This is a genomic window from Aquamicrobium defluvii (genome assembly GCF_004363725.1).
Taxonomy (GTDB): domain Bacteria; phylum Pseudomonadota; class Alphaproteobacteria; order Rhizobiales; family Rhizobiaceae; genus Mesorhizobium; species Mesorhizobium defluvii.
The window spans coordinates 1-20,397 of record NZ_SNZF01000042.1 but is presented as its reverse complement, the minus strand read 5'-3'; the positions used below and the strand labels follow the sequence as shown (position 1 = coordinate 20,397).

General features: G+C 59.9%; 22 protein-coding genes and 1 pseudogene. 6 read left to right on the top strand and 17 right to left on the bottom strand.

The window, feature by feature from the left end; all coding sequences use genetic code 11:
- Positions 1–294: 294 nt before the first annotated feature.
- The 9 genes and pseudogenes from DES43_RS23425 to DES43_RS20415 all read right to left on the bottom strand — a co-directional run.
- Positions 295–597, bottom strand: a pseudogene (locus tag DES43_RS23425) (NAD-dependent epimerase/dehydratase family protein); the annotation flags it as partial.
- Positions 598–769: 172 nt separating this feature from the next.
- A complete protein-coding gene (locus DES43_RS20450) occupies positions 770–1,066 on the bottom strand; it encodes a SemiSWEET family sugar transporter (RefSeq protein WP_133676129.1) in 297 nt (98 codons plus the stop codon).
- Between the two features lie 34 nt (positions 1,067–1,100).
- Positions 1,101–1,757: an FAD-dependent oxidoreductase gene (locus tag DES43_RS20445; RefSeq protein WP_133676127.1), complete on the bottom strand. Its 657-nt coding sequence runs from the start codon at positions 1,755–1,757 to the stop codon at positions 1,101–1,103.
- A gap of 165 nt (positions 1,758–1,922) precedes the next feature.
- Positions 1,923–2,393: a DUF6789 family protein gene (locus DES43_RS20440; RefSeq protein WP_133676125.1), complete on the bottom strand. Its 471-nt coding sequence runs from the start codon at positions 2,391–2,393 to the stop codon at positions 1,923–1,925.
- Positions 2,390–2,872 carry a hypothetical protein gene (locus tag DES43_RS20435; RefSeq protein ID WP_133676123.1) on the bottom strand — a complete coding sequence of 161 codons (483 nt, stop codon included), beginning with the start codon at positions 2,870–2,872 and terminating at the stop codon, positions 2,390–2,392. The genes DES43_RS20440 and DES43_RS20435 overlap by 4 nt, the downstream gene beginning before the upstream one ends.
- 20 nt (positions 2,873–2,892) lie before the next feature.
- Positions 2,893–3,765 (bottom strand): SDR family oxidoreductase, encoded by an 873-nt coding sequence (locus DES43_RS20430; protein ID WP_133676121.1) that lies wholly within the window; start codon positions 3,763–3,765, stop codon positions 2,893–2,895.
- 13 nt (positions 3,766–3,778) lie between these two features.
- Positions 3,779–5,566: a thiamine pyrophosphate-dependent enzyme gene (locus DES43_RS20425; RefSeq protein ID WP_133676119.1), complete on the bottom strand. Its 1,788-nt coding sequence runs from the start codon at positions 5,564–5,566 to the stop codon at positions 3,779–3,781.
- Position 5,567: 1 nt separating this feature from the next.
- Positions 5,568–5,900 carry a four-helix bundle copper-binding protein gene (locus DES43_RS23090; RefSeq protein ID WP_133676117.1) on the bottom strand — a complete coding sequence of 111 codons (333 nt, stop codon included), beginning with the start codon at positions 5,898–5,900 and terminating at the stop codon, positions 5,568–5,570.
- A gap of 12 nt (positions 5,901–5,912) precedes the next feature.
- Positions 5,913–6,125 carry a hypothetical protein gene (locus tag DES43_RS20415; RefSeq protein WP_133676114.1) on the bottom strand — a complete coding sequence of 71 codons (213 nt, stop codon included), beginning with the start codon at positions 6,123–6,125 and terminating at the stop codon, positions 5,913–5,915.
- 293 nt (positions 6,126–6,418) lie between these two features.
- Here DES43_RS20415 and DES43_RS22520 point away from each other — a divergent pair, with 293 nt between their 5' ends.
- The 3 genes from DES43_RS22520 (at position 6,419) to ku (DES43_RS20405) (ending at position 8,295) form a co-directional block, all read left to right on the top strand.
- Positions 6,419–6,595, top strand: coding sequence for a hypothetical protein (locus DES43_RS22520; protein WP_166647792.1), 177 nt, complete (start codon positions 6,419–6,421; stop codon positions 6,593–6,595).
- Between the two features lie 37 nt (positions 6,596–6,632).
- A complete protein-coding gene (gene xth / locus DES43_RS20410) occupies positions 6,633–7,418 on the top strand; it encodes an exodeoxyribonuclease III (RefSeq protein ID WP_133676137.1) in 786 nt (261 codons plus the stop codon).
- Between the two features lie 70 nt (positions 7,419–7,488).
- Positions 7,489–8,295: a non-homologous end joining protein Ku gene (gene ku / locus DES43_RS20405; protein ID WP_133676112.1), complete on the top strand. Its 807-nt coding sequence runs from the start codon at positions 7,489–7,491 to the stop codon at positions 8,293–8,295.
- Between the two features lie 5 nt (positions 8,296–8,300).
- Here ku (DES43_RS20405) and DES43_RS20400 read toward each other — a convergent pair whose 3' ends face one another.
- The 4 genes from DES43_RS20400 to ku (DES43_RS20385) all read right to left on the bottom strand — a co-directional run bounded on the left by DES43_RS20400 (position 8,301) and on the right by ku (DES43_RS20385) (position 12,261).
- Entirely contained in the window at positions 8,301–8,513 is a 213-nt protein-coding gene (locus DES43_RS20400; protein WP_133676110.1) for a KTSC domain-containing protein, read from the bottom strand.
- 9 nt (positions 8,514–8,522) lie between these two features.
- Positions 8,523–8,768, bottom strand: a complete 246-nt coding sequence (locus DES43_RS20395; RefSeq protein WP_245514610.1) for a hypothetical protein — start codon at positions 8,766–8,768, stop codon at positions 8,523–8,525.
- 74 nt (positions 8,769–8,842) lie between these two features.
- Complete coding sequence (gene ligD / locus DES43_RS20390; protein ID WP_133676109.1) at positions 8,843–11,398, bottom strand: DNA ligase D; 2,556 nt, start codon at positions 11,396–11,398, stop codon at positions 8,843–8,845.
- Positions 11,399–11,400: 2 nt separating this feature from the next.
- A complete protein-coding gene (gene ku / locus DES43_RS20385; protein ID WP_133676107.1) occupies positions 11,401–12,261 on the bottom strand; it encodes a non-homologous end joining protein Ku in 861 nt (286 codons plus the stop codon).
- Positions 12,262–12,709: 448 nt separating this feature from the next.
- Here ku (DES43_RS20385) and DES43_RS20380 point away from each other — a divergent pair, with 448 nt between their 5' ends.
- The 3 genes from DES43_RS20380 (at position 12,710) to DES43_RS20370 (ending at position 15,769) form a co-directional block, all read left to right on the top strand.
- A complete protein-coding gene (locus DES43_RS20380) occupies positions 12,710–14,332 on the top strand; it encodes a Mu transposase C-terminal domain-containing protein (protein WP_133676105.1) in 1,623 nt (540 codons plus the stop codon).
- Complete coding sequence (locus DES43_RS20375; RefSeq protein WP_133676103.1) at positions 14,329–15,207, top strand: TniB family NTP-binding protein; 879 nt, start codon at positions 14,329–14,331, stop codon at positions 15,205–15,207. Before DES43_RS20380 ends, DES43_RS20375 begins: the two co-directional genes overlap by 4 nt.
- A 91-nt stretch (positions 15,208–15,298) precedes the next feature.
- Positions 15,299–15,769, top strand: coding sequence for a hypothetical protein (locus DES43_RS20370; RefSeq protein WP_133676101.1), 471 nt, complete (start codon positions 15,299–15,301; stop codon positions 15,767–15,769).
- Here the strand turns inward: DES43_RS20370 and DES43_RS20365 are convergent.
- The 4 genes from DES43_RS20365 to DES43_RS22515 form a co-directional block, all read right to left on the bottom strand.
- The gene (locus DES43_RS20365) at positions 15,761–16,828 is read right to left on the bottom strand and encodes a PfkB family carbohydrate kinase (RefSeq protein ID WP_133676099.1); all 1,068 of its coding nucleotides are present in this window, start codon (positions 16,826–16,828) and stop codon (positions 15,761–15,763) included. The two genes, DES43_RS20370 and DES43_RS20365, sit on opposite strands and share 9 nt — an antisense overlap.
- On the bottom strand, positions 16,825–17,934 hold the full coding sequence (locus tag DES43_RS20360; protein ID WP_133676097.1) for a hypothetical protein: 1,110 nt from the start codon (positions 17,932–17,934) through the stop codon (positions 16,825–16,827). The genes DES43_RS20365 and DES43_RS20360 overlap by 4 nt, the downstream gene beginning before the upstream one ends.
- Positions 17,934–19,847 (bottom strand): hypothetical protein, encoded by a 1,914-nt coding sequence (locus tag DES43_RS20355; protein WP_133676095.1) that lies wholly within the window; start codon positions 19,845–19,847, stop codon positions 17,934–17,936. The genes DES43_RS20360 and DES43_RS20355 overlap by 1 nt, the downstream gene beginning before the upstream one ends.
- Before the next feature lie 7 nt (positions 19,848–19,854).
- The coding region (locus tag DES43_RS22515) for a phosphoribosyltransferase-like protein (RefSeq protein ID WP_425359074.1) at positions 19,855–20,397 on the bottom strand (543 nt) is incomplete at its 5' end.

The window sequence follows — 20,397 nt, the reverse complement described above, 5'->3', positions numbered from 1 at the left end:
GGCGAGCACCGCCGCAAACGCAGGAAAGGCGAAGGCAAACAACAGCCGAAACAGCATATGGTATTCCGCGAACTCGAGAACTGCCCGCTTGGAAGCGTCGGCGCAAGGAATTGCATCACCGTGTCCACGACGTCATCGAGAGCGACAACCTTGAGCGGTACCAAGCCCGGCACGACGGGGAGGACAGGAAGCGCTGCGAGGCCGCGCATCAATGCACTTGCGCCAAAAGCGATACGACCCAGCACGACCGAGGGACGAAGAATGATCCAATCGAGATTCAGCGCTATCCGCGCCTCATCTCGCCAGTTGCTTTTGGAGAACTGCGGCACCACTGCGGTTCACGCTTATAGCCGAAAAGTAGATCACCCGTCTTACGTCCTGCTCTTGGCACGACTGGAACAGAGCCGCGACTCCCGTAAAATACACGGCCTCCGGCGATTCATTCTGCCCCCGCTGAAGGATGCCGGCGCAATTGACGACGGCGTCGACACCTTCAAGAAGCGATTTCCAGTGCGAGAGACCGGTCGCCCGCGCCACGTCGAGTTCGACAAGGGCCAGCGCCTGGTACGCCGTACCCGGGCGCACGGCGCCGATGACACTTTCGCCGTCGGCCGAAGCCGCACCACGTCAGAACCAATAAGTCCCGGAGCCCGGGCCACCAATATCGTCACGAAGCCGCCCTCGCGGACGAAATCACGGGGGCCTTTTCATTCAGGCGAGGCGTGGCGACGTTGCGCTCTTGCTGTCGTGCTTGAATGCCCATCATGAGCTACCTATCCGGGTCTAGCTTCGCCGCCAGTTGCGAGCGTCTCCCCTGGGGGAGGATCTTCATGACGAAAATGAATGCTGAAAGGCAGAAACAGACGAGGTTGGTCAGGATGATCGGCCACTCCATGCGCATCACGCCGAAGACCGACCATAGCGCAAATCCTATCACCGTGACGGCATACATGCGCTTGGAAATCGCAGCGGTGTCGGCTGTCTTGATGATCTTCCACACCTGTGGAACAAAGCTCGTCATCGAGCAGATGGAGGCAAGATAGCCGACGATCAGCGCGATATCCATGCGCCCCTCACCTTCAGGCCTGCGATCGCGCCGGTCATTCCAGCGCGATCCGAACGGGCATGGATTTGGCTGCCGGCCTCTTGCCCTCCTGCGCTAACTGCCACAGCGGGATCAGCGTATTGCATTCCGGATAATAGGCCACGATCGTTCCTCGCGGAATGTCGTAGTCGATCACAAAGCTCACATCGTTCGAATAGCGGCGCAGGAAACCCGCCTTAGAAATCGAGGACGGATTGTCACCGAGGACCGCCACTCGCTTGCCGCTTGCCTCGAAGGCATCGCAAACCGGACATAACCGGATCAGCCCCGCGGCGATCGCAGCGTCGAGGCCTTTTGCATCGGACAGGACGTCCGTGCCGCCGGTGGCCAGGATCACCGACGCGACCCTGTAAGTCCGATGGTCGCCTTCAGCACGAAAGGATGGGCCGTCCAGCCGCAGATCGCTGATCGTTTCGTCGCGAATGTCGGCACCGTAGCGCAGAGCGTGCGCGCGCATGCGCACCAGGAGCTCCTGCCCCGAGATACCGTCGGGAAATCCCCTCTGATTGTGGGAACGCGGAATAAGCCTGGCGCGACTTGCACCCGCATCAGCCACCACAACCCTGCGCCGATAGCTCGCCATGTAAAGTGCCGCGGTCAGACCAGCCGGCCCGCCGCCGATGTTCAGGTAGGCGCTTTGTTCATCGGACATCGAGTTGGATCTCCCGCGCGATGCCCCAACCGGATCGCTCAACGCGACGGCGTCTATACTCAAAGTGCCGACGTCCCTCTGCGCCGATCAGCGCTTGAGGTGGGTGAAGGAGTTTGTGGCCTCGTTTCAGCCAAATGAGCGCCCCCTGCCGGACGGCTTCGATCGTCATTTCCTTTTGCCCCGATCTTCAAGCTGTCCCGAGGCAACGATCGAGCGAGAGGCTGCATCCAGCTCCCGTGTTCCAATTGCCGTGCATACACCCCACACGAGATGAGCGGCGATCATGAGAAGATTACGCTCGACTGGATGGCGAGTGGCCGGCTTGAGAATCCCGGCAATTGGAACCCAGCCGAGGTAGCTCGCCACCCAGACGAAAGGACCGTAGAGCAGGCCGGGGACTTTGCGCGGCAGCAATCCATAAAGGCCTCCGGCGAAGGCGCCGAAGGCAAAATGAGCCAGGAGAGACAGTGCCGCCGCTTCTCGGTCCTCAGGATGGAGCACAATCTGCGTGATCTCGCGGGGTGGGAGGGGATATCTGTCGGTGGCAGGTAATTTCCGTTCGAGTACACGCATGGCGATCGTCATGGCCATGGTGGCGCAGAACCCGGCAATAGCCCCATTGAGGACGCGGCTCATTCGTCGCCCCCTGGCAAGGCGGAGGCATCGTCCTGGCGCGCCAGGAGGCCACCGGCTCCCAGCCCTGCACCCATGGCGGCGAGCGCAAACGCTACTGATCTCGCGCGTAGCGCAAGCTCCCAGCCCGGCCGCAGCCGCCTCGGCACGAGCCCGTAATCAAGGGCCCCCGCAAAGAGAGATGTGCCGAAAGCGCGCGTGATCATGCCCCCGGCCGTCTGTCGCGCAGGCGGGGGGCTGACAAAGGCGAAGACCGTTCCCCAGAAGAAGGCGGAGCCGATATTGATGAGGAGACCGGGCAGCGTATGTGCCACGTCGATCCTCTCGCGCGGCGCGTCCTCGTCACCCCACAGGACATGGCTCGTCGCATTGATCGGGCGGGCGGCCGATCGGCCTTCAAGCCGCGACAGCAAGGCAATTGCCGCCAGGGAGGCGAGCGCCGCGCCAGCTCCGGAATACAAAGCGGTCCTTGCTCGTGACATCGCGAATTCTCCTCAATCCGTCACAGCATCGGGCGGCCGCCGGTGACCTCGTAGAGGGCGCCGGTCGTATAGCTTGAGCCGTCGCAAGCCAGAAGCACATAGGTCGCCGCAAGCTCGGCCGGCTGGCCGGGACGCTTGAGCGGCGTGTTTTTTCCGAAGTTCCTTACTTTCTCGACCGGCATCGTCGAGGGGATGAGCGGCGTCCAGACAGGCCCCGGAGCAACCGCATTTACGCGGATACCGCGCTCCGCGACCAGCCCCGCCAGCCCGCTCGTAAAATTGGCGATGGCCCCCTTGGTCGTGGCGTAGGCCAACAGCGTTGGTGATGGGCTGGTCGCGTTGATTGAGGATGTATTGATGATCGTGGAGCCGGCCTGCATATGTTTTACCGCCTCCTGGCAGAGGTAGAACATGGCATGGACGTTGGTACGGAAGGTGAGATTCCATTCCTCGGTGGTAATATCCTCCAGCTTGTCGAAGGTCGCCTGATGGGCGGCATTGTTGACAAGGATATCCAGCCGGCCACACTCTTCGATCGCTCGGCTGATAAGCGTACGGGCGAAGCTCTCCTCGCCGATGTCGCCGCGCACGATCACCGCCTTACGGCCCGCTTGCTCGACCCAGCGAGCCGTCTCGCGCGCGTCCTCATCCTCTTCCAGATAGGAGATGACGACATCCGCGCCTTCGCGAGCGAAGGCAATCGCAACCGCCCTGCCGATGCCGGAATCTGCGCCGGTGATCAGGGCAACGCGGTCGATCAGCTTGCCACTGCCACGATAGCTTTCCTCGCCGTGGTCGGGTCGAGGGTCCATCTTGTCGGTATAACCGGGCATGTCCTGCTGCTGTTCTGGCATGGGAGGTTGCGGGTGCTTGTGCTTGGGATGATCCGACATGTCCGTTCCTCGCTCAGCTCTTTTGTCCCTGGTCGCGTTCCTGCCGATCCTCCGCGATCATCGTCTTCAGCGGCTCCTCGGCGACACTCGCCTCGATCGCCTCACGGCCCGGTGTCTCCGGCAGCGCCTGGCGGAAGTTCCTCGCGTAGTCCGGCGGCATCTTCGGCGGCATCATCGGCTCGTAGGCGTCGACCACCGCTTCGATGACGACCGGGCCTTCGGCGGCAAATGCCGCGTCGAGCAGGCTTTCCACCTCCTCCGCCCGCGAGACGCTGTATCCGATACCGCCCATCGCCTCGGCCGCCATGGCGAAATCGATCGGCTGCAACTCGCAACCGAATTGCGGGTTGCCGAGGAACATCATCTGTTCCCAGGCGATCTGGTTCAGCATGTTGTTCTTGAGCACCAGCACCTTCAGCGGGATGCGGTATCGGACCGCCGTCGAGAACTCTCCGAGCTGCATGGCGAAGCCGCCGTCGCCGACCACGGCAAAGACCGGCCGGCCGGGAAAGGCGATTCCCGCGGCGATCGCATAGGGCAGCCCGCAGGCCATTGAGGCCAACGTGCCGGAGACGCCGAACGCCTGTCCATCCTTCATATCGATATGGCGAGCGGCCATTTCCGTGTTCTGGCCGGAATCGACGGCGAGGATGGCGTTGTCTGGCAGCCGGCGGCCGAAGGCGCGAGACACGACCTGCGGCTTGAGCGGCATGTCGGGCTTCGACTCCGACTGCGCCATCATCTCGCGCCAGCGGCGCATGCCGGCTTGCGCCTTCTCGAGGAAGCCGCGGTCCTCCTTGCGCTTCAATCGCGGGTTGAGCATCCGCAGCGCGGCGGCGGCATCGCCGACCAGACCGGCCTCGACCGGGTAGCGCAGGCCGACGCGCTGCGGATCGCGATCGATCTGGACGCCGCGCGCCTGTCCCGGCTTCGGGTAATATTCGATGTAGGGAAAGGTGGATCCCACAATCAGCAGGGCGTCGCATTCCTCCATCGCCTCCTGCGAGGGCAAGGTGCCGAGGATGCCGATGCCGCCGGTGGTATGGGGATGATCGTCCGGCAGGGCAGCCTTGCCGAGCAGGGCCTTGGCGACCGGCGCGCCGAGCAGATCGGCCACTTCCGCGAGCTCGCGGCGGGCGTTCAGCGCCCCGCGGCCGGCAAGGATGGCGACCTTGCTTGCCCCGTTGAGAATCTCTGCCGCTTTCTCGACCTGCTCGTCAGCGGGCAGCCCGCTGCCTTCGAACCAAAGGTCGGGCGTGTGCGACGGCCTGTTCCGTTTGGACCGGCTGGCGTCGTCGAGCGTCTCTTCCTGGACGTCATTGGCGATCGACAGATGCGCGACGCCGCGCTTTGCCAGCGCGGATCGGCAGGCGAGGCTTGCCACGCTCTCCATGTGGGCGGCGTCCGAAACCTGCGCGTTGAAGATGGCCACATCGCTGAACGCCCGCGTCAGATCGACGTCCTGCTGAGTGAACGTCTCGATCAGATCATGGAACTGCATGCCGGTGATGGCGAGCACCGGCGCCTGATCGAGCCTGGCGTCATAGAGGCCGGTCAGCAGATGGGTGCCGCCGGGGCCGGAGGTTGCGAGGCACACGCCCAGCTTCCCGGTCCATTTGGCATAAGCGCAAGCCATGAAGGCGGCCGATTCTTCGTGACGCACCTGGATGAAGCGGATACGGTCCTGCCTTGTGCGCAACGCCTCCATGACGCCGTTGATGCCGTCGCCCGGAAGCCCGAAAATGGTGTCGACCTGCCAGTCGATCAGCGTTTCGATGAGGATGTCGGCGGTCGTGGGCATATCAGGCGGCCATCCGGCGACAGCTTTCGGCGCAGCGGCGGCAAGCGTTGACGCATTCCTCCATGTCACCGATCCGCTCGCAGTCTTGGGCGCACTCGGCGCAGATTTCGGCGCATTCCGCGCAGATATGCCGATGGTGCGGGGTGCCGATAAGCATGAAGTGTGCCGCAGTGCGACATATCTCGGCGCACGCCATCATCAAGGTGAAATGGTCCTTCTCAACATGCTCGTCTCCCATTTCCAGGCAATGGTTCATGGCGGTGGAGAGGCACGCAGAGTGGCAGCGCAGGCACTCGTCGACGCAGGATTGTATTTCAGGACTAAGGTGGGGCATCGCTCCGATCTCCTAAGGTCGACGGTTGGCCGAATGGTCTTGGCCCTGTTCGGTCTTGATCGCGTTACCGTCCTGCCCTCGGTCCTTCGAATGCTGCTGCTTGTCCCGGTTTGACAGGATTTCGTTCTCGCCGACAGAATCTGTGTCAGCTTCGGTCATCGCGCCGGCGCCGGAACCCTTTCCCTGGCTTGCCTTGCCGAAATGCTTCTTGTCGCCGCGAGCCATTGGACGCTCCTCGTGCCTGGATGGACGTTGACGGTTGGACCGGGTCAAATCTGGCAAGAAACGCGATCACCGATAATCTTCAAACCCACGCCTGAGAGAATGGTTCCGGAACCGAAGTCGTCATCGCGAGTTCGTAGCTGCACGGAGCGGGGGCCCCAGGAGCGCGCGACGGCGGAATTTCACCTGTCTGTGTGCGAGCCTTACATCGCGGGAGGCCAGTTTCATCAATGGCGTCGTTCAGGGACGTGGCAATGGAATAGGCTAATCAGCGGCGACCAGCAAAGGAGACAAGTGTGACCAAGCGTGACCTCATCCATACCGGTACGGACAAGCGCTATGTGCGCCGTGACGAGAAGGGCCAGCTCAGGGAATCCGTCGACGTCGGCAAATCTCTGACGCGGGATCGCCGGCAAAAAGCCCAAGCCGTGAGCAAACCCGGTGAAGGCGATCGCGGCGACCGGAAGTCCTGAACCGGTCACCGTGGCAGTACGGCAACGCTCACCCGGTCTGAAAGTCGCGACGTTCAACGTGAACGGGATCAATGGCCGGCTTTCTGTCCTCCTCCTTTGGCTCAAGCAGGCCCAGCCCGATATCGTCTGCCTTCAGGAATTGAAGGCGCCGCAATACAAGTTCCCAGTGGCCGCATTGCGCGCCGCCGGCTACGAAGCGGTGTGGCATGGGCAGAGTCGATGGAACGGGGTGGCCATCCTGTCTCGGGGCAGCGAGCCCATCGAGATTCGCCGGGGACTGCCAGGGAATGTCGAGGACGAACACAGCCGCTATATTGAGGCGGCGGTCAAAGGCGTCCTCATCGGGTGCCTTTATCTCCCGAACGGCAATCCGGCATCGGGACCAAAATTTGACTACAAGCTTCGGTGGTTCCGCCGTTTGATCGGGCATGCCAGCACGCTGCTGGCGACGGGCGCGCCGGTGATGTTGGTCGGCGATTTCAACGTCATGCCCACCGAGCTCGACGTCTATAAACCCGAACGCTGGATCGACGACGCTCTGTTCCGGCCAGAAGTGCGCAGCGCCTATCAGCAACTGCTCGACCAGGGCTGGACCGACGCGATCCGCACCTGCCATCCCGGCGAGCGGATCTATACGTTTTGGGACTATCTGCGGAACGCCTGGGGGCGCGATGCCGGTCTCCGGCTCGATCACCTGCTCCTCTCGCCCACATTGAAGGATCACATTGTCGCCGCCGGTGTCGACCGTGAAGTGCGGGGCTGGGACAGAGCCAGCGATCATGCGCCAGCCTGGGTGATTCTGTCGCATTTGCCGAGCTTGTGACAGCGCGGGGTAAGAGGAACAAAAGCCGCGTTGAATCCGTTGTTGCGCAGTCCCCCCGGGAAGTTGTCACATGGCGCCGCGTTCATTCTGGAAAGGCTATCTCAAGCTCTCGCTGGTCACCTGCCCGGTGGCAATGACGCCGGCGACATCCGAAAATGAAAAAGTCCGCTTTCACACTCTCAACGCCAAGACTGGGAACCGCGTGGTCAGCCAGTATGTCGATGCTGTTTCCGAAAAGCCCGTCGACGAAGATGACGAGGTCAAAGGCTACCAGCGAGGGGAAGACGATTACGTCATGCTGGAGGACGATGAAATCGACGCGGTTGCGCTGGAAAGCACGCGCACCATCGATATCGACAGCTTCGTTCCTCGCGATACCATCGAATGGATCTGGTACGACAAGCCGCATTACCTGACGCCGAACGATCCGGTCGGCGAGGAAGCCTTTTCGGTCATCCGCGATGCGATGGCGTCCACCGATATGGTCGGGATTTCGCGGCTGGTCATGTACCGCCGGGAGCGAGCCGTGATGCTCGTACCGCGTGACAAGGGCATCGTTCTCTGGACACTGCGCTATGGTGACGAAGTCCGCGACGAGACGGATTATTTCGGCCATATCAAGGAAGGCAAACCTGATCCCAAGCTCATGACGTTGGTCACCAAGCTGATCGACGAGCGTACCGCGCCCTGGAACCCCAAAATGGTCGACGACCCGGTCCAGGACAAGCTGATCGACATAATCGCAGCCAAAAAGAAAGGCGGGAAGCGCGTCGCCAGACCCAATTCCACAGCCGAAGAACCCGCGAGCAACGTTATCAACATCATGGATGCGCTCCGCAAAAGCATCGGCTCGGAAGCCAAGCAGAAGCGGAAATAGCGCCTTCAATCCTCGGCCTCGTCTACATGTCGATATGGAAAGCGATTGCGGATATAGGCATTGAAGAAACTGCCCTTTGAGAACGCGCGGCGGAAATTCGCATTGACGTCCGGCGGGACCCCCTCGTAGTCGTACCGGTGTCCGCTGGGCACAAACCAGACAGAGAGAACACGGCGCTCTTCATCATAGCTGGTTTTTTGGATCAGCTTGGAGGGCATGGTTGTGCCTTAGATCAGTCCGATGTCCATATGGCGGATCACAACCCGCGCCTGCCGGAACCGGATTTCGAGGTCGCCGCGCCGCTGCTGCCATTGGCCCAAATCCAGGTCCGCAACCATCACTTCGAAAATGACGATGTCTTCCTCGGCCGTGCGGGCGCCCTCCTGGGACCAACGGCCTTGGGCCGGAGCCTGCACGAAAGCCGTCACGCCCTGATACGCTTTGGTCAGATCTGCTTTGAGAGTTTCGAACATCTCGGACGGAAAGGGCTTCCCGTCATTGTCGGTCAGCGGTAGCAGGATCTGAACGAGTTGCGCGGCCCACCTCGCTAGCCCGCTTTGCGTTTGCGGCCGGCCGAAGCGGCCAGCGGCTTGGCTTCGGCGCGAAACTGTTCCCAAGGGTCCGATGTCAGTGCGGCGATCCGCGTGGGTGTGTTGTCCACGGTGAAATAATCCGGACCGACCCCCGGGCTCAGCTCCTCCCAAGCGAGCGGCATCGATACGGCAGCGCCTGGCCGGGCGCGTGTCGAATAAGGGGCCACGGCCGTCATGCCGCGCTGATTGCGCAGATAGTCGATCAAAATCTTGCCCTGCCGCCTCGACTTGGTGATCGTCGATACGTATTGGTCGGGGCTATCGGCAGCCATGCTGTCCGCAATCGCCTTGGTGAACGCTTTCACCGCGGGCCAGTCCGCCTTGGGCTTGAGCGGCGCCACCACATGCAGCCCTTTGCCGCCAGACGTCTTGACGAAAGCCGTCAAACCCGCATCCTTGAGCCGCTGCCGAACTTCTTCGGCTGCGGTGATGATCGTCTCCCAAGCGACACCCCCGCCGGGATCGAGATCCATGATGATCGTGTCGGGCCGATCCCAATCCGCAACCGTCGAGCCCCAGGGATGGATTTCCAGGACGGCGGATTGCACGAGACCCATCAATCCGTTGAGGTCGTTGATCGAAATCAGCGGCTCGTCGTCCTTGTCCTTGGGGTCGTTCACCAGAACGATATGCTTGTTGAGCCCCTTCCAGGCGTGCTTCTGGAAGAACATCTGACCGGTGATCCCGCTCGGGCAGCGAAGCAATGCCAAGGGGCGACCGACGATGTAGGGTGCGATGTAGCGCCAGACTTCGGTGTAATAGTCGGCAAGCCCTTCCTTGGTGACACCTTCGTCCGGCCAATAAATCCGATCGGGATGGGTCAGCGTGACGATTCGCTTCTGTGGCTTTGGGGTTGCCGTCTTGCTCTTGGGGATCTCCCGCACGATTTCACTCGCCGGCTTGTCTTCGCGCAGCCCCCGGAACGAGGCATGGCGCAAATGACCGTCCGCTGTCCACGCCCGGAACTCCACCTCGGCCACCAGTTCGGGACGGACATAGCGGGCAAGCCGCGCTTCCTCGGCGGTGAGCTTGTCGGCAAAGGGACTGGCAGCGATGCGCATCCGATCGAGCCGCTTGAACAGGGCCTCCGCTACGGCGCCGGTGAATCCGGTGCCGACGCGCCCCACATGTTCCAGTTTGCCGTCGTCATAGACGCCCAACACCAGGGAGCCGATGGCCTTGCGGGAGGTGGAGGACGGCACGTAGCCGGCAATGACGAACTCCTGGCGGGCCGAGCATTTCGATTTGACCCACGCCTTGCTGCGGCCCGACCGGTATGGCCCATCCCGCAGTTTCGAGATGACGCCTTCCAGGCTCAGCCGACACGCATGGCGAAGGACGAGGCCGCCATTTTCATCGAAATGGCCGCTGTAGCGGACAAGGCCCGGCTCAGTGCCGACGATTTGCTCGAGCATCGTCTTACGCTCGACCAGCGGCAAGGCGCGCAGATCATAGCCATCGAGATAAAGCAGATCGAAGACATAGAAGGCGAACCGGTCCGATCGGCCAGCGCTGAGATCGGCCTGGAGGGCGGAAAAATCCGACGCACCCGAGCCGGTCTCAACGACAAGTTCGCCATCGATCAGCGCCGTGCCAATTGGCAGAGCCTGGAGTGCTGACATGACTTCTTTGCCGAATTTCCTGGTCCAGTCGAGACCGCTACGGGTCAGAAGCTTGACCCGCCCGGCCTCGATGCGTGCCTGCAGCCGATAGCCGTCGAACTTGATCTCGTGAATCCAGCGATCGCCGGTCGGCGGCGCCGTCATGAGGCTGGCGAAGGTGGGTTCAACGAAATCCGGCAGCGGGGCCTTTTTCGCGCCTTTGACAGAGGACGGGTCGGGAAGCTCTACCAGAACCTCCGACTCGTCCCTCTTAACGGATTGAGTCGGTATTCGCGCTGCCGACTTGGCGATCTTTCCGGTTTTCGACGACCAGCCCGGAGCCTCGCCGGCAACCTCCTCGATCTCGCGGCCGGTCTTCACCGATTCCGGCCTCTCCTCGAGAATATCGGGACCGCCGGCCATCCGGGCGGCATCGTCCTCGCCCTTGATCAGCAGCCAGTTCTCACGCTTCTCGGAAGGCTTGCCGTGCATCTTGACTAGGTGCCAGCGGCCCGAGAGCTTCTCCCCGATCAGTTCAAACTCAAGACGGCCCTTGGCATAGCCTTTTCGGCCATCATGGATGGGATTCCAGGTGCCCCGATCCCAGATGATGACCGTTCCGCCACCATATTCGCCCTTGGGGATCGTGCCTTCGAACTCGTTATATTCAAGCGGATGATCCTCGACATGAACGGCCAGCCGCTTTTCGCCCGGAACCAGACTGGGACCCTTCGTTACTGCCCAGCTCTTCATAACGCCATCCATTTCCAGCCGCAGATCGTAGTGCAGTCTTGTTGCGGCATGCTTCTGGATGACGAAGGCGTTGCCGGCTTTCCGGGCCTTCCTGCCTTTGGGTTCGGAGGTGGCACCGAAGTTGCGCTTTTGGCGATAGGTCTCGAGCGTCGCCATGCTCAGCTTGCCTTTCGGCGAGCAGGCGCGGCTTTCGCCTTGCCGGATGATGCCTTCGATTTCGTCTTGGTGCTGGCCGTCTTCTTGCCGGAAATGCCAGCGCTTTCACGCAGCGCAGCCATCAGGTCGACAACCTTGTCTGGCCTAGGCGGCTTGCGAACCTCGATCTTGCGGCCTTCGATTTTCGCCTTGACCACATCGGCCAGGGCCGCCTCGTACCGGTCGTCGAATTCCCTCGGATTGAATTTTCCGCTTTTGGTCTTGATGATGTGTTCGGCCAACTCCAGCATCTCGCCCTTGATCTTCATATCGGGAACACTGTCGAAAGCGTCCTTTGCTGAGCGGACCTCGTAGTCGAAATTGAGGGTTGTTGCGATCAACCCGACCCTGTGTGCGCGGATCAATACGGTGCGAACGCGGCGGAACAACACGGTTTGAGCGAGCGCCGCAACCTTCTTTTTCCGCATGCCCTCGCGGATCAGGGCGTACGCCTCTTCGGCATGGCGGCCGGTTGGCGCGAGATAGTACGGCTTGTCGAAATAGACGTCATCAATGTCGCCACAGCTGATGAAAGTCGAAACCGTCAGAGTTTTGTCACTGTCTGGAACCGCGGCGGAGACTTCGTCGGGATCAAGCACGATATATTCGCCCGAACCGACCTCGTAGCCCTTCACCTGCTCCTCGCGGTCAACTGGCTTGCCGGTATCGCTATCGACAAACCGGCGCAGAACCCGATGGCCGGTGGCCCGATTGAGGGTATGAAAGGCGATGCGTTCCGAGGTTGACGCGGCGGTGTAAAGAGCCACCGGGCAGCTGACCTGGGCGACCTTTAAAAATCCCTTCCAGTTTGCTCTTGGGGCCAAGGCCGCCCTCCTACGCGATACTCGCGTCAGAAACGGCTTCAGAGGAAGTTTGTTCCCAGACGACCATGGCCCTGGGCGGGTTCCAAGCCTTCTTCGGGGCAGCCATCGTTCATGCCTTTCATCGGCCGCTCGTGTTTCCTGCCGCATCTGGCGAGCGGCTAATCGGCATGGGCTTTCGGCTGGAGACGATAAAACTGTGAGGTGATCGTGACCGAAGCACCGAACAGGCCCAGCACAGGTGCGTTACGCGGCGTAAACACCTACTGTCGCGGCCAACGCCACGCCCCGATCACCGATTACGGCCTCTGTCGATTTATGTTTGAAACTGGGACTCACACATTGAGCGTTTTCAACGGTTTGCGAGAGACTGAAGTGTAACGCCTTACGCTTCAAACGAGACTCCGGCGAGCATTTGTTACACTCAAATTGAGATTGATCGACCGGTCGATTGACCGTACTGTCGCGTATGACCTCATCTTCGGATTTCCCCGATCAAGATGACAGCCCGGAAGAGTTCCTTCGATATCTGCTTCGCCGTACAGGCGGGCAAGTAACCGCTGAGGTTGTTGCGGCTGCGCGCGAAAGGTTTGGCATCCCGCGATCGACTCTGTTCCGGCTGGCTGCGCGGTTCAGAAAGACGCAACGCGCATCAAGTTTGCGACCCATGAAACGTGGTACGCACGAAGGCGCGGTCAGGCTCGACCCGAGAACTGAGCGCGTCATTGCCGAGCAAGTGGTTAGCTTCTGGCTCAAGAAGGAGAAGCCAAGCCTTGCTGCGCTGTTGCGGCGTATCCGGGAAGTCTGCCTCACCGAAGGTTTGTCCCCGCCTCACCGCAGCACCGTCCAGCGGAGGGTATCGGAACTTATCCCACTGTCAGCGGCCCGCAAACGCGGGGAGCGCGAGATCGAGGCCGCATCCACGCCAAGCCCCGGTCGGTTCTCTGTCGCCAAGCCGAACGCCGTTTGGCAGATCGATCACACCATCGTTGACGTCATTGTTGTCGACGAACAGTTTCGCCGGCCCATCGGTCGACCAGTTCTGACGATTGCAATCGACGTTTGCACAAGAATGGTCGCGGGGTTCCATCTATCATTGGAGGCGCCATCAAGTACGTCTGTTGGCCTCTGCCTCCTGCACGCGGTGTACGACAAGACTGCCTGGCTGGATGAGCGCGAAATTGACATCCCCTGGCCTGTCGCTGGATTGCCCGAGGTTCTTCATTGCGACAATGGCGCGGATTTCCGGTCACGGGCATTGTCCGATGCCTGCAAAGAGTACGGCATAAAGCTCCAGTTCAGGCCGCCGGCAACACCGCGCTTTGGGGGGCATATCGAGCGGCTGATCGGCACAATGATGGGGGCGGTACATCTGCTGCCCGGCACAACGTTCAGCAATGTGAAGATCCGAGGCGGCTACGATTCCGAGGGCCGTGCCAACCTTACACTGCGAGAGTTGGAGAAATGGATCGCCCTGGAAATCACAGGCAAATACCATCAGCGCATCCACTCATCACTGTTGCGCCCTCCCCTGGCCGTCTGGCGTGAGCAGCAAGGTGAAGTCGACTTCAACCTGCCATCTGATCGAATGGCATTCTGGACCAGCTTCCTTCCTGGCGATCGGCGCCGTTTGCTGAAGGACGGCATTCATCTGGAGAAGATCCGGTACTGGTCCGACGCCCTGTCGCGCGACGTCGGACGCGGTGCCGAACTCGAGATCAAATATGACCCGCGCGACCTATCCCGAATATTCGTTCGTCAATCAGATGGCCGGTTTATCGAAGCACGGTACCGCAACCTCGCATTCCCGCCTGTGTCCTGGTGGGAGTGGAAGCATGCCAAAAAGACACTTAGAGACCAGGGACGGATTGAGTTGCAGGAAGACGTTATCTTTGCAGCCATCGCGCAGCAAAGGGAGATCGAGGATATCGCCGCATCCTCAAGCGCAAGAGCGCGCCGTAATATTAAGCGCAGACCTATTGAATCGGGACACGAGGAACACAGTCCCGTTACGGCAATCGATATGACAAAACCAATCCATTCAGACGACGACACGGAATTCTGGGATCAATGATTGAACTCCCGCATCTGGCACCCGGCGCTGCCGCACTGGTAAATGGGCAGAACCATGCAAGGATACGCGCCATTCGATCCGATCGTTGGGTTGGCTTTGATCGCGCTCGCCGGGTGTTACGCCATCTTGATGCGTTGTGCGACCATCCGCCAACAACACGTCCACCCGGTCTCGCAATCTATGGTCATAGCGGGATGGGCAAGACAATGCTCGTGGAAAAGTTCAAGCGCGATCATCCACCGACGATCAACCCCAGCACCGGCGTGGAGAGCATGCCGGTGCTAGCGATTACGTTGACATCACGTCCGACAGAGCGCCGGATCTACGGGCAGTTGCTCATGGCCATGGGAGCCAGCATCAACGAACGTCTGACCCTCATGGAACTCGAGATCCGAACCGTCCTCTTGCTGAAAAGCAACAATGTGCGTGTTCTGGTGTTTGACGAGGTGCATAACCTCCTCGCCGGCACGCCGAGGGAACAGCGGGTGATCCTCCAGCTTCTGCGATATCTGAGCAACGAGATCAAAGCGTCGCTTGTCTGCCTTGGCGTATCGGAAGCGCGTGATGCGATTGCCGGCGACACACAACTGGCCCGACGTCTGGATCAGTTTGTGCTGCCCAGATGGAAGGCAGATGAGGAGTTCCAGGAACTTGTAACGGCGATCCTACGCAGCCTGCCGCTCAGGCTGCCATCCTCTTTGTCAAGCCAAAGCCTACGGCACCTTTCTCGCCTCGGTGACGGCATCACAGCTCGCGTATTCGGGATACTCAACGAGCTCGCAATCGAGGCGATCCAGAATGGTATCGAGCGCATCACCGACGACAGCATTGAATCCTGGAGGCCAGCCTTGGAGAAGGAAGCAGCCTTCGCATAGCCGCCCAGACCCTTACACTTCAATTGAGACTCACTCGTCCTGAGTCTCAATTGGAGTGTAACATTATTGCCAAAAACGCCCGAGTCCAAGATTGAAGTGTAAATCGACAAGAGACCGTCTCCTCGAACTGCTTCGGCCACGGTTCGAAAGATATGGAATTGCAGCGGGCCTCCCCGAGGCCCGTCGCGGCGAAAATACGAGAGCGGACATTCTTCTGCTCAGTCACGCCGGAAATAACCTCCCGATCGAGGCCAAGCGACACTATAACGCTGAACTCTGGACGGCAGCTATCAGCCAGCTTGCAGGCTATGCTTCAGATGCCCAAGCGTGCGGCTTTGGAATCTACCTGGTCTTCTGGTTCGGCACAGAGTTCAGAACTCCGTCCAGAGGCGACTGCGCCGACGTCCCGGAGAGTCCCGAGGCGCTGGAGGAGATGCTCACCGATGACCTGCCTTTTGAAATGAAGGACAAGTTGACCGTAGTCGTTTTGGACGTGTCTCGACCGGATTCGATGATTGCGGCAACAGAAAAACGTCGAAAGAAGCGCCGAAGACTAGGTTGATGCGGACGCCGCAGCCCCGAGAGTCGGCGGGCAAGCGGGACATGCAACCGATGGTGCGGAGCGCTCTTGACGGGCCACGGTGCGCAGGACTGGCCGACCTTTCATAATTGCATTGATTTGATTTTGAAACTCCCACGTCTCGACTGAATACATGCCGCCTCGCGCACCCTCGAAGCCGCAGTTCCATGCGGCGAGAACCTGCCCGAAGCGAAGTGCCTCGGACAATCCTTGAGCATCCATCTCTCTTAATCCTGAAAGTCCTCGCGAAGCCGCACGAGCCAGGATGCCGGCCGTGCACCAGTCTCCCGCACCACAGGTGTCGATGACGCGCGGCGCAGGGACAGAGGGGCAGAGACTCCAATCGGAAATCTGACCAGCGAGACGGTGCCTGTATCGCAGCCCTTCCGAACCAAGCGTCTGAATTTCGAGGAGGGTGGCACTTGCGTCGGTCATAGCGCCACCCGCCTCGGAAAGGCGCTGATCGGAGTACTTCACGACATGCGCGATCTTCATCGCCTCAGCAAACTGCTTTTCGTCGGATTTCCCCGACGGTTCAAACACAACCACAGCCCCGGCATGTGCGGCCTCCGCCGCGAGCGAAAGCGCTGCCCTTGACAGCCGGTCCATAAAAAACACAGAAGAGCCAGGTAGGTCCCGAGCGACTTCTTCAACTGCATGCTGCGTCACGGGCCTATAGCTGGGCAGACGTTTTCCGCAATGTGGGCACGTCCAGAGGAACCGATGTGTCGGCGAACCATCGCGAGCTCGCTTAATTTGCTGAATGATAATCGGAGTGTGGCCCGTCGGAGCGCAATTGGTATGATCCAGGCTCACTCCCCACCTGACTAGGTCAGCCCGAACACGTTCGGACGCAGGATCACCATTCATTCGGGCGATCGGGTAGGCATCCCAGCCCAAATAACGCATGATAGTAAGGACGTTGCCACACGTCCCGCCAGCCCACGAATGCACTGGCGCCTCACTATCGAGTCCGATGACGAGATCGAGCGCGATCAACCCCGTGCCAAAGATCTTCGGCCTTTCGCTTGAATGGTTCATGGGGTGTGTCCTTTCTTCAGCCTGGGGCGCGGCTGCGGGTAGACCTCTCCCTCCAACCAGACATGAATGATATGTGGCGCCGGCGAAGCAAGATCCGCAGACGCATCGAAATCATACCCTATCGATTCGAGGTAAGCGACTGGTAAATCCCTTTCGAGGGCTGCCATCAAAGCGCCGAGGGACATGACCTTGCTTCCTAATGGAGAGAGAACCAAGATCGATCCTCCCGCATCGCGGAACACCGGCTTGCGCAAATCATCCAAGCGCAGAATTGTGCGATAAAGGTGCAGCGGGTCCTGTTCATCAGCATATACGACGTCACGGGCATCGACCGACCACCCGCTTTCGAACTCTCCCAAATATTCCTCTGCCAGCAAGTCACCGAGGCGTGGGTCTCGCGCCGGAAACGGCAGGATCGGGCATGTGTCGTGCGGGGAAACGAAATCGTGGACTCGAGAAAGAGCCTGCTGACGCCCCATTGCGAGCTGTGGCAGCCACAACTTCGCTGCCCGGGAGGCAGCGTCTAGCGTCAGCCCTCCTTTGAACCCATGAACATAGCCTGGAACGTCACTCGCCACAGAGGATATTTGCGCGTCGAGATTGGGATCATGCGACACAAACAGATGAAGGTTCTGCGGATCCTTGCCTCGATTGATCCGCTCAACGAACAATCTGATCAAAGGGAACGCCGTGCCAACCGAAAGAGCGCTGATGTCGACGATCACGTCTGTTACTGAGCTCAGATCGTGACGCGACACCCCCAGTGTAACATTTCGCCCACCGACGACCGCGCCATCGGCGCCGAAGACCTCGACAGCTAGGATGTCATTCGAAGGAAGCAGCGTCTGAAGCTTTTCAATATTCCTTTCGGCGCGGCGGGTGAGTTCGGAGTCTGGATTGGGCCTGTTCTCTCTGATGAACAACGCTTGAACATCGGCACCGGCGGCAGCCAGACGCTCAGCGATCTGGGTCGCCCGTGGATCAAATCCACCACCTGCGATTAACAGCGCTTTCCTGCCGGTCTGCGAGAAGTACTCGGAAGCGAAGCCTTCCGCTTCTGAGCCATCGTGCGATACGCACGGATCCCATCGCCACCCGTGTGCCATTATTTGACCTCGCCCAGCAAACGGGTGAGGTCTTCCACGCGACGTTCGAGGAACCCCCCTCTTTTCAGGGTCAACCCGCTCTTGATGAGAACAATCCCGGATAGTTCAACGAGACACCAGAGCTTGTTCTTCGCGCCATGGTTTGGAATCAGGACGAAGGCGTTGTAGGCCACCCCAAACTGAAGGACCTTTGCGAGGTCCGGCTGCAATTTTGGGATCTGATCGAATTCTTCCTGAGGAATCCCGAACGCGTTGGCGCCGCCATTCAGCGACGCGTTGCCTTCCAAGCTCTTTTCAATGCACTGGTCGGCGATCCCCTGTGACAGCCGTTTCACAAGATGATGGAGAGGGAAATCCCATTCGCGGATCATCTCCCCCGCGCGATCGCGCAGCAGGTTGTGTTGGACCTGACTGGTAAGTGTCGGCGCCTTCGACCGTATCAACTGAGTTTCGGACTGCGCCACGAGCCTTGCTGCGAGGTGAAGGAACTGCTCTGCGTTCTCCGAACTCGCGTCACAGAGCGCGTCGATGCCATAGTAGTATGGTCGGTCGAATTGATGCAGGAGATGGATCTTGGCACCGTCGGCGATCGCCGCACTGGCTGTCACAGGTCGAGAGGGCTCGACATCGGTCGCTTCCTCGAAGAGGCCGCGTTGGGGTACTCGGTTTGCATATCGTTCGAGAAGTATGGCGAGCATCGCCAGCCTTAGGTCGTTGGAAGGCTCGCCACTTTTCGCCAGATAGTCTGAAACCTCCCGTTCGAGTGCCTCCCTACGCTCAGCAGTGATCGAATTTCGTCGCTGAATCGCGTCGACTTTCTTCGCAAGTCTGTCGGCCTTCGAAGGTGGAAGATCGTCGACATGCGTGGAGAGAAGATCGCCAAGCGTGTTCAGGCCCCGTCGGTTGAAGACGTCCATCTGGCTGAGATATCGGCCGGCCATGTCCTTCGCCATCTTGCGGAAGGCTCGACGCTGGCTGGATCTCCCCTCGCTGCTCTGCATCCAGATCGTGGTGATCTCACGCGCACGCTTCAGGCCGGGCTCACTCTCGTCAAAGACATTCTCTCCCTCAATAAGGACATCTGCTGGCGCCAACGCATCTAAGCGTGTCAGTATCCACCGGGCGACCCGCAATTCTCTGCGCGCAAGCCACCGTTGGAGCGCAAGCAACTGGTTCGGGTGTAAAAAATGTGCATCGTCGAAGACAACCAACGGTATGAGTTGCAGGTCTCCAGACCCATCCTTGACCCGGAACGCGTCTATGACATCCAGCGGTCGATACGCTGCTGCCGCCGCATTCTGTTCGACCTCATCTATGTCCGGAGGAACAAGGGCAGCGGAGATTTCGTAGATCGCAGTTTCCATTTCTCGGGCGCGGCGCTGCAGGCCAATGCCGTTTGCACCGCCAATAGCTTCAAGGGCAGCATCCGCATCGGGGCGGGCGACGATCTCGATGTTCTCAAGACCAATTCCGGCGGCCTGCGCATCACGGAGCCACGCCAAAACCGCCCGCGCCTGGAGCAGCGCGACTGTCAACGAAGACTTCAAGCTGTCCGGATACGGGAACTCCCAAAACTCGCGATATTCACTTTCAAGCGATATCCGGCAGCCGATAACAGCGGGCCTGCCGTCACGGATCGCAGCGCAAGAAGTGAGCGCGTCGATCAGAGTCTTGTAGGTTTCGAATCCGCGATTCCGAAGTAAGACCTGAAGCGTTGAGAATTTGAACAATCGCGCGAGGGTCGTCTTCCCGCTTCCGGGCGTCCCGATGACCATCGCCAGCCGGTCGTAGAGCTTTCCCTCCTTCGCCGGCTTCTTGAAAAACGTAGACAACGGCTCTGGTGTAACGACAGCCAGAAAGGCCTCGTCTTGCAGCAGATACTCGGTCGCGCGTTTTTCAAATGGATTTACCAAGTCGCACCTATACGTGTCTCTGTCGGCGGCGGAAAAGTGGACTCATCGGCGGCGCAATTACGCCGCCTTCCCGCTCTCCGCCCTCGGTTTCCGCCCACAGCAGCGCCACTGAGTTGTTTGGCGTGTTGTGATCCAAAACCAAAGGCAACGCGCAACCGGCATAGCCGAGCCCCAAATGCGTCACTCCCCCGACATCTGTGTGTTTCGTTCGGATGGCAGGGTCATAGTAGATGTTCGTCAACTCGATGAAGTCATCGAAATTGTTTCCCGGCGCATTTATCGGCAGATTTTCGGGCAGGATCGTTCCGAACGAGAAATGAACTTCTGATGCCCAGCCTTCACTTTGGAAGGCTGATCGCGCCTCTCTTTCCCTTTCCACCGCTGATTGGGATGCTGCAAACGTGCCTATGTAGTGATGAATGCAGAGCTGCCAATGGTCGGAAAAGATCTTCCTCTCTGCAAGCTGAGCCTGGGCATGAACGATCGATTCTTTGAATTTCTTCAGTTTCCCTGACCACTTCTTCTTCTCTTCATTGTAGCGAAGGAACGA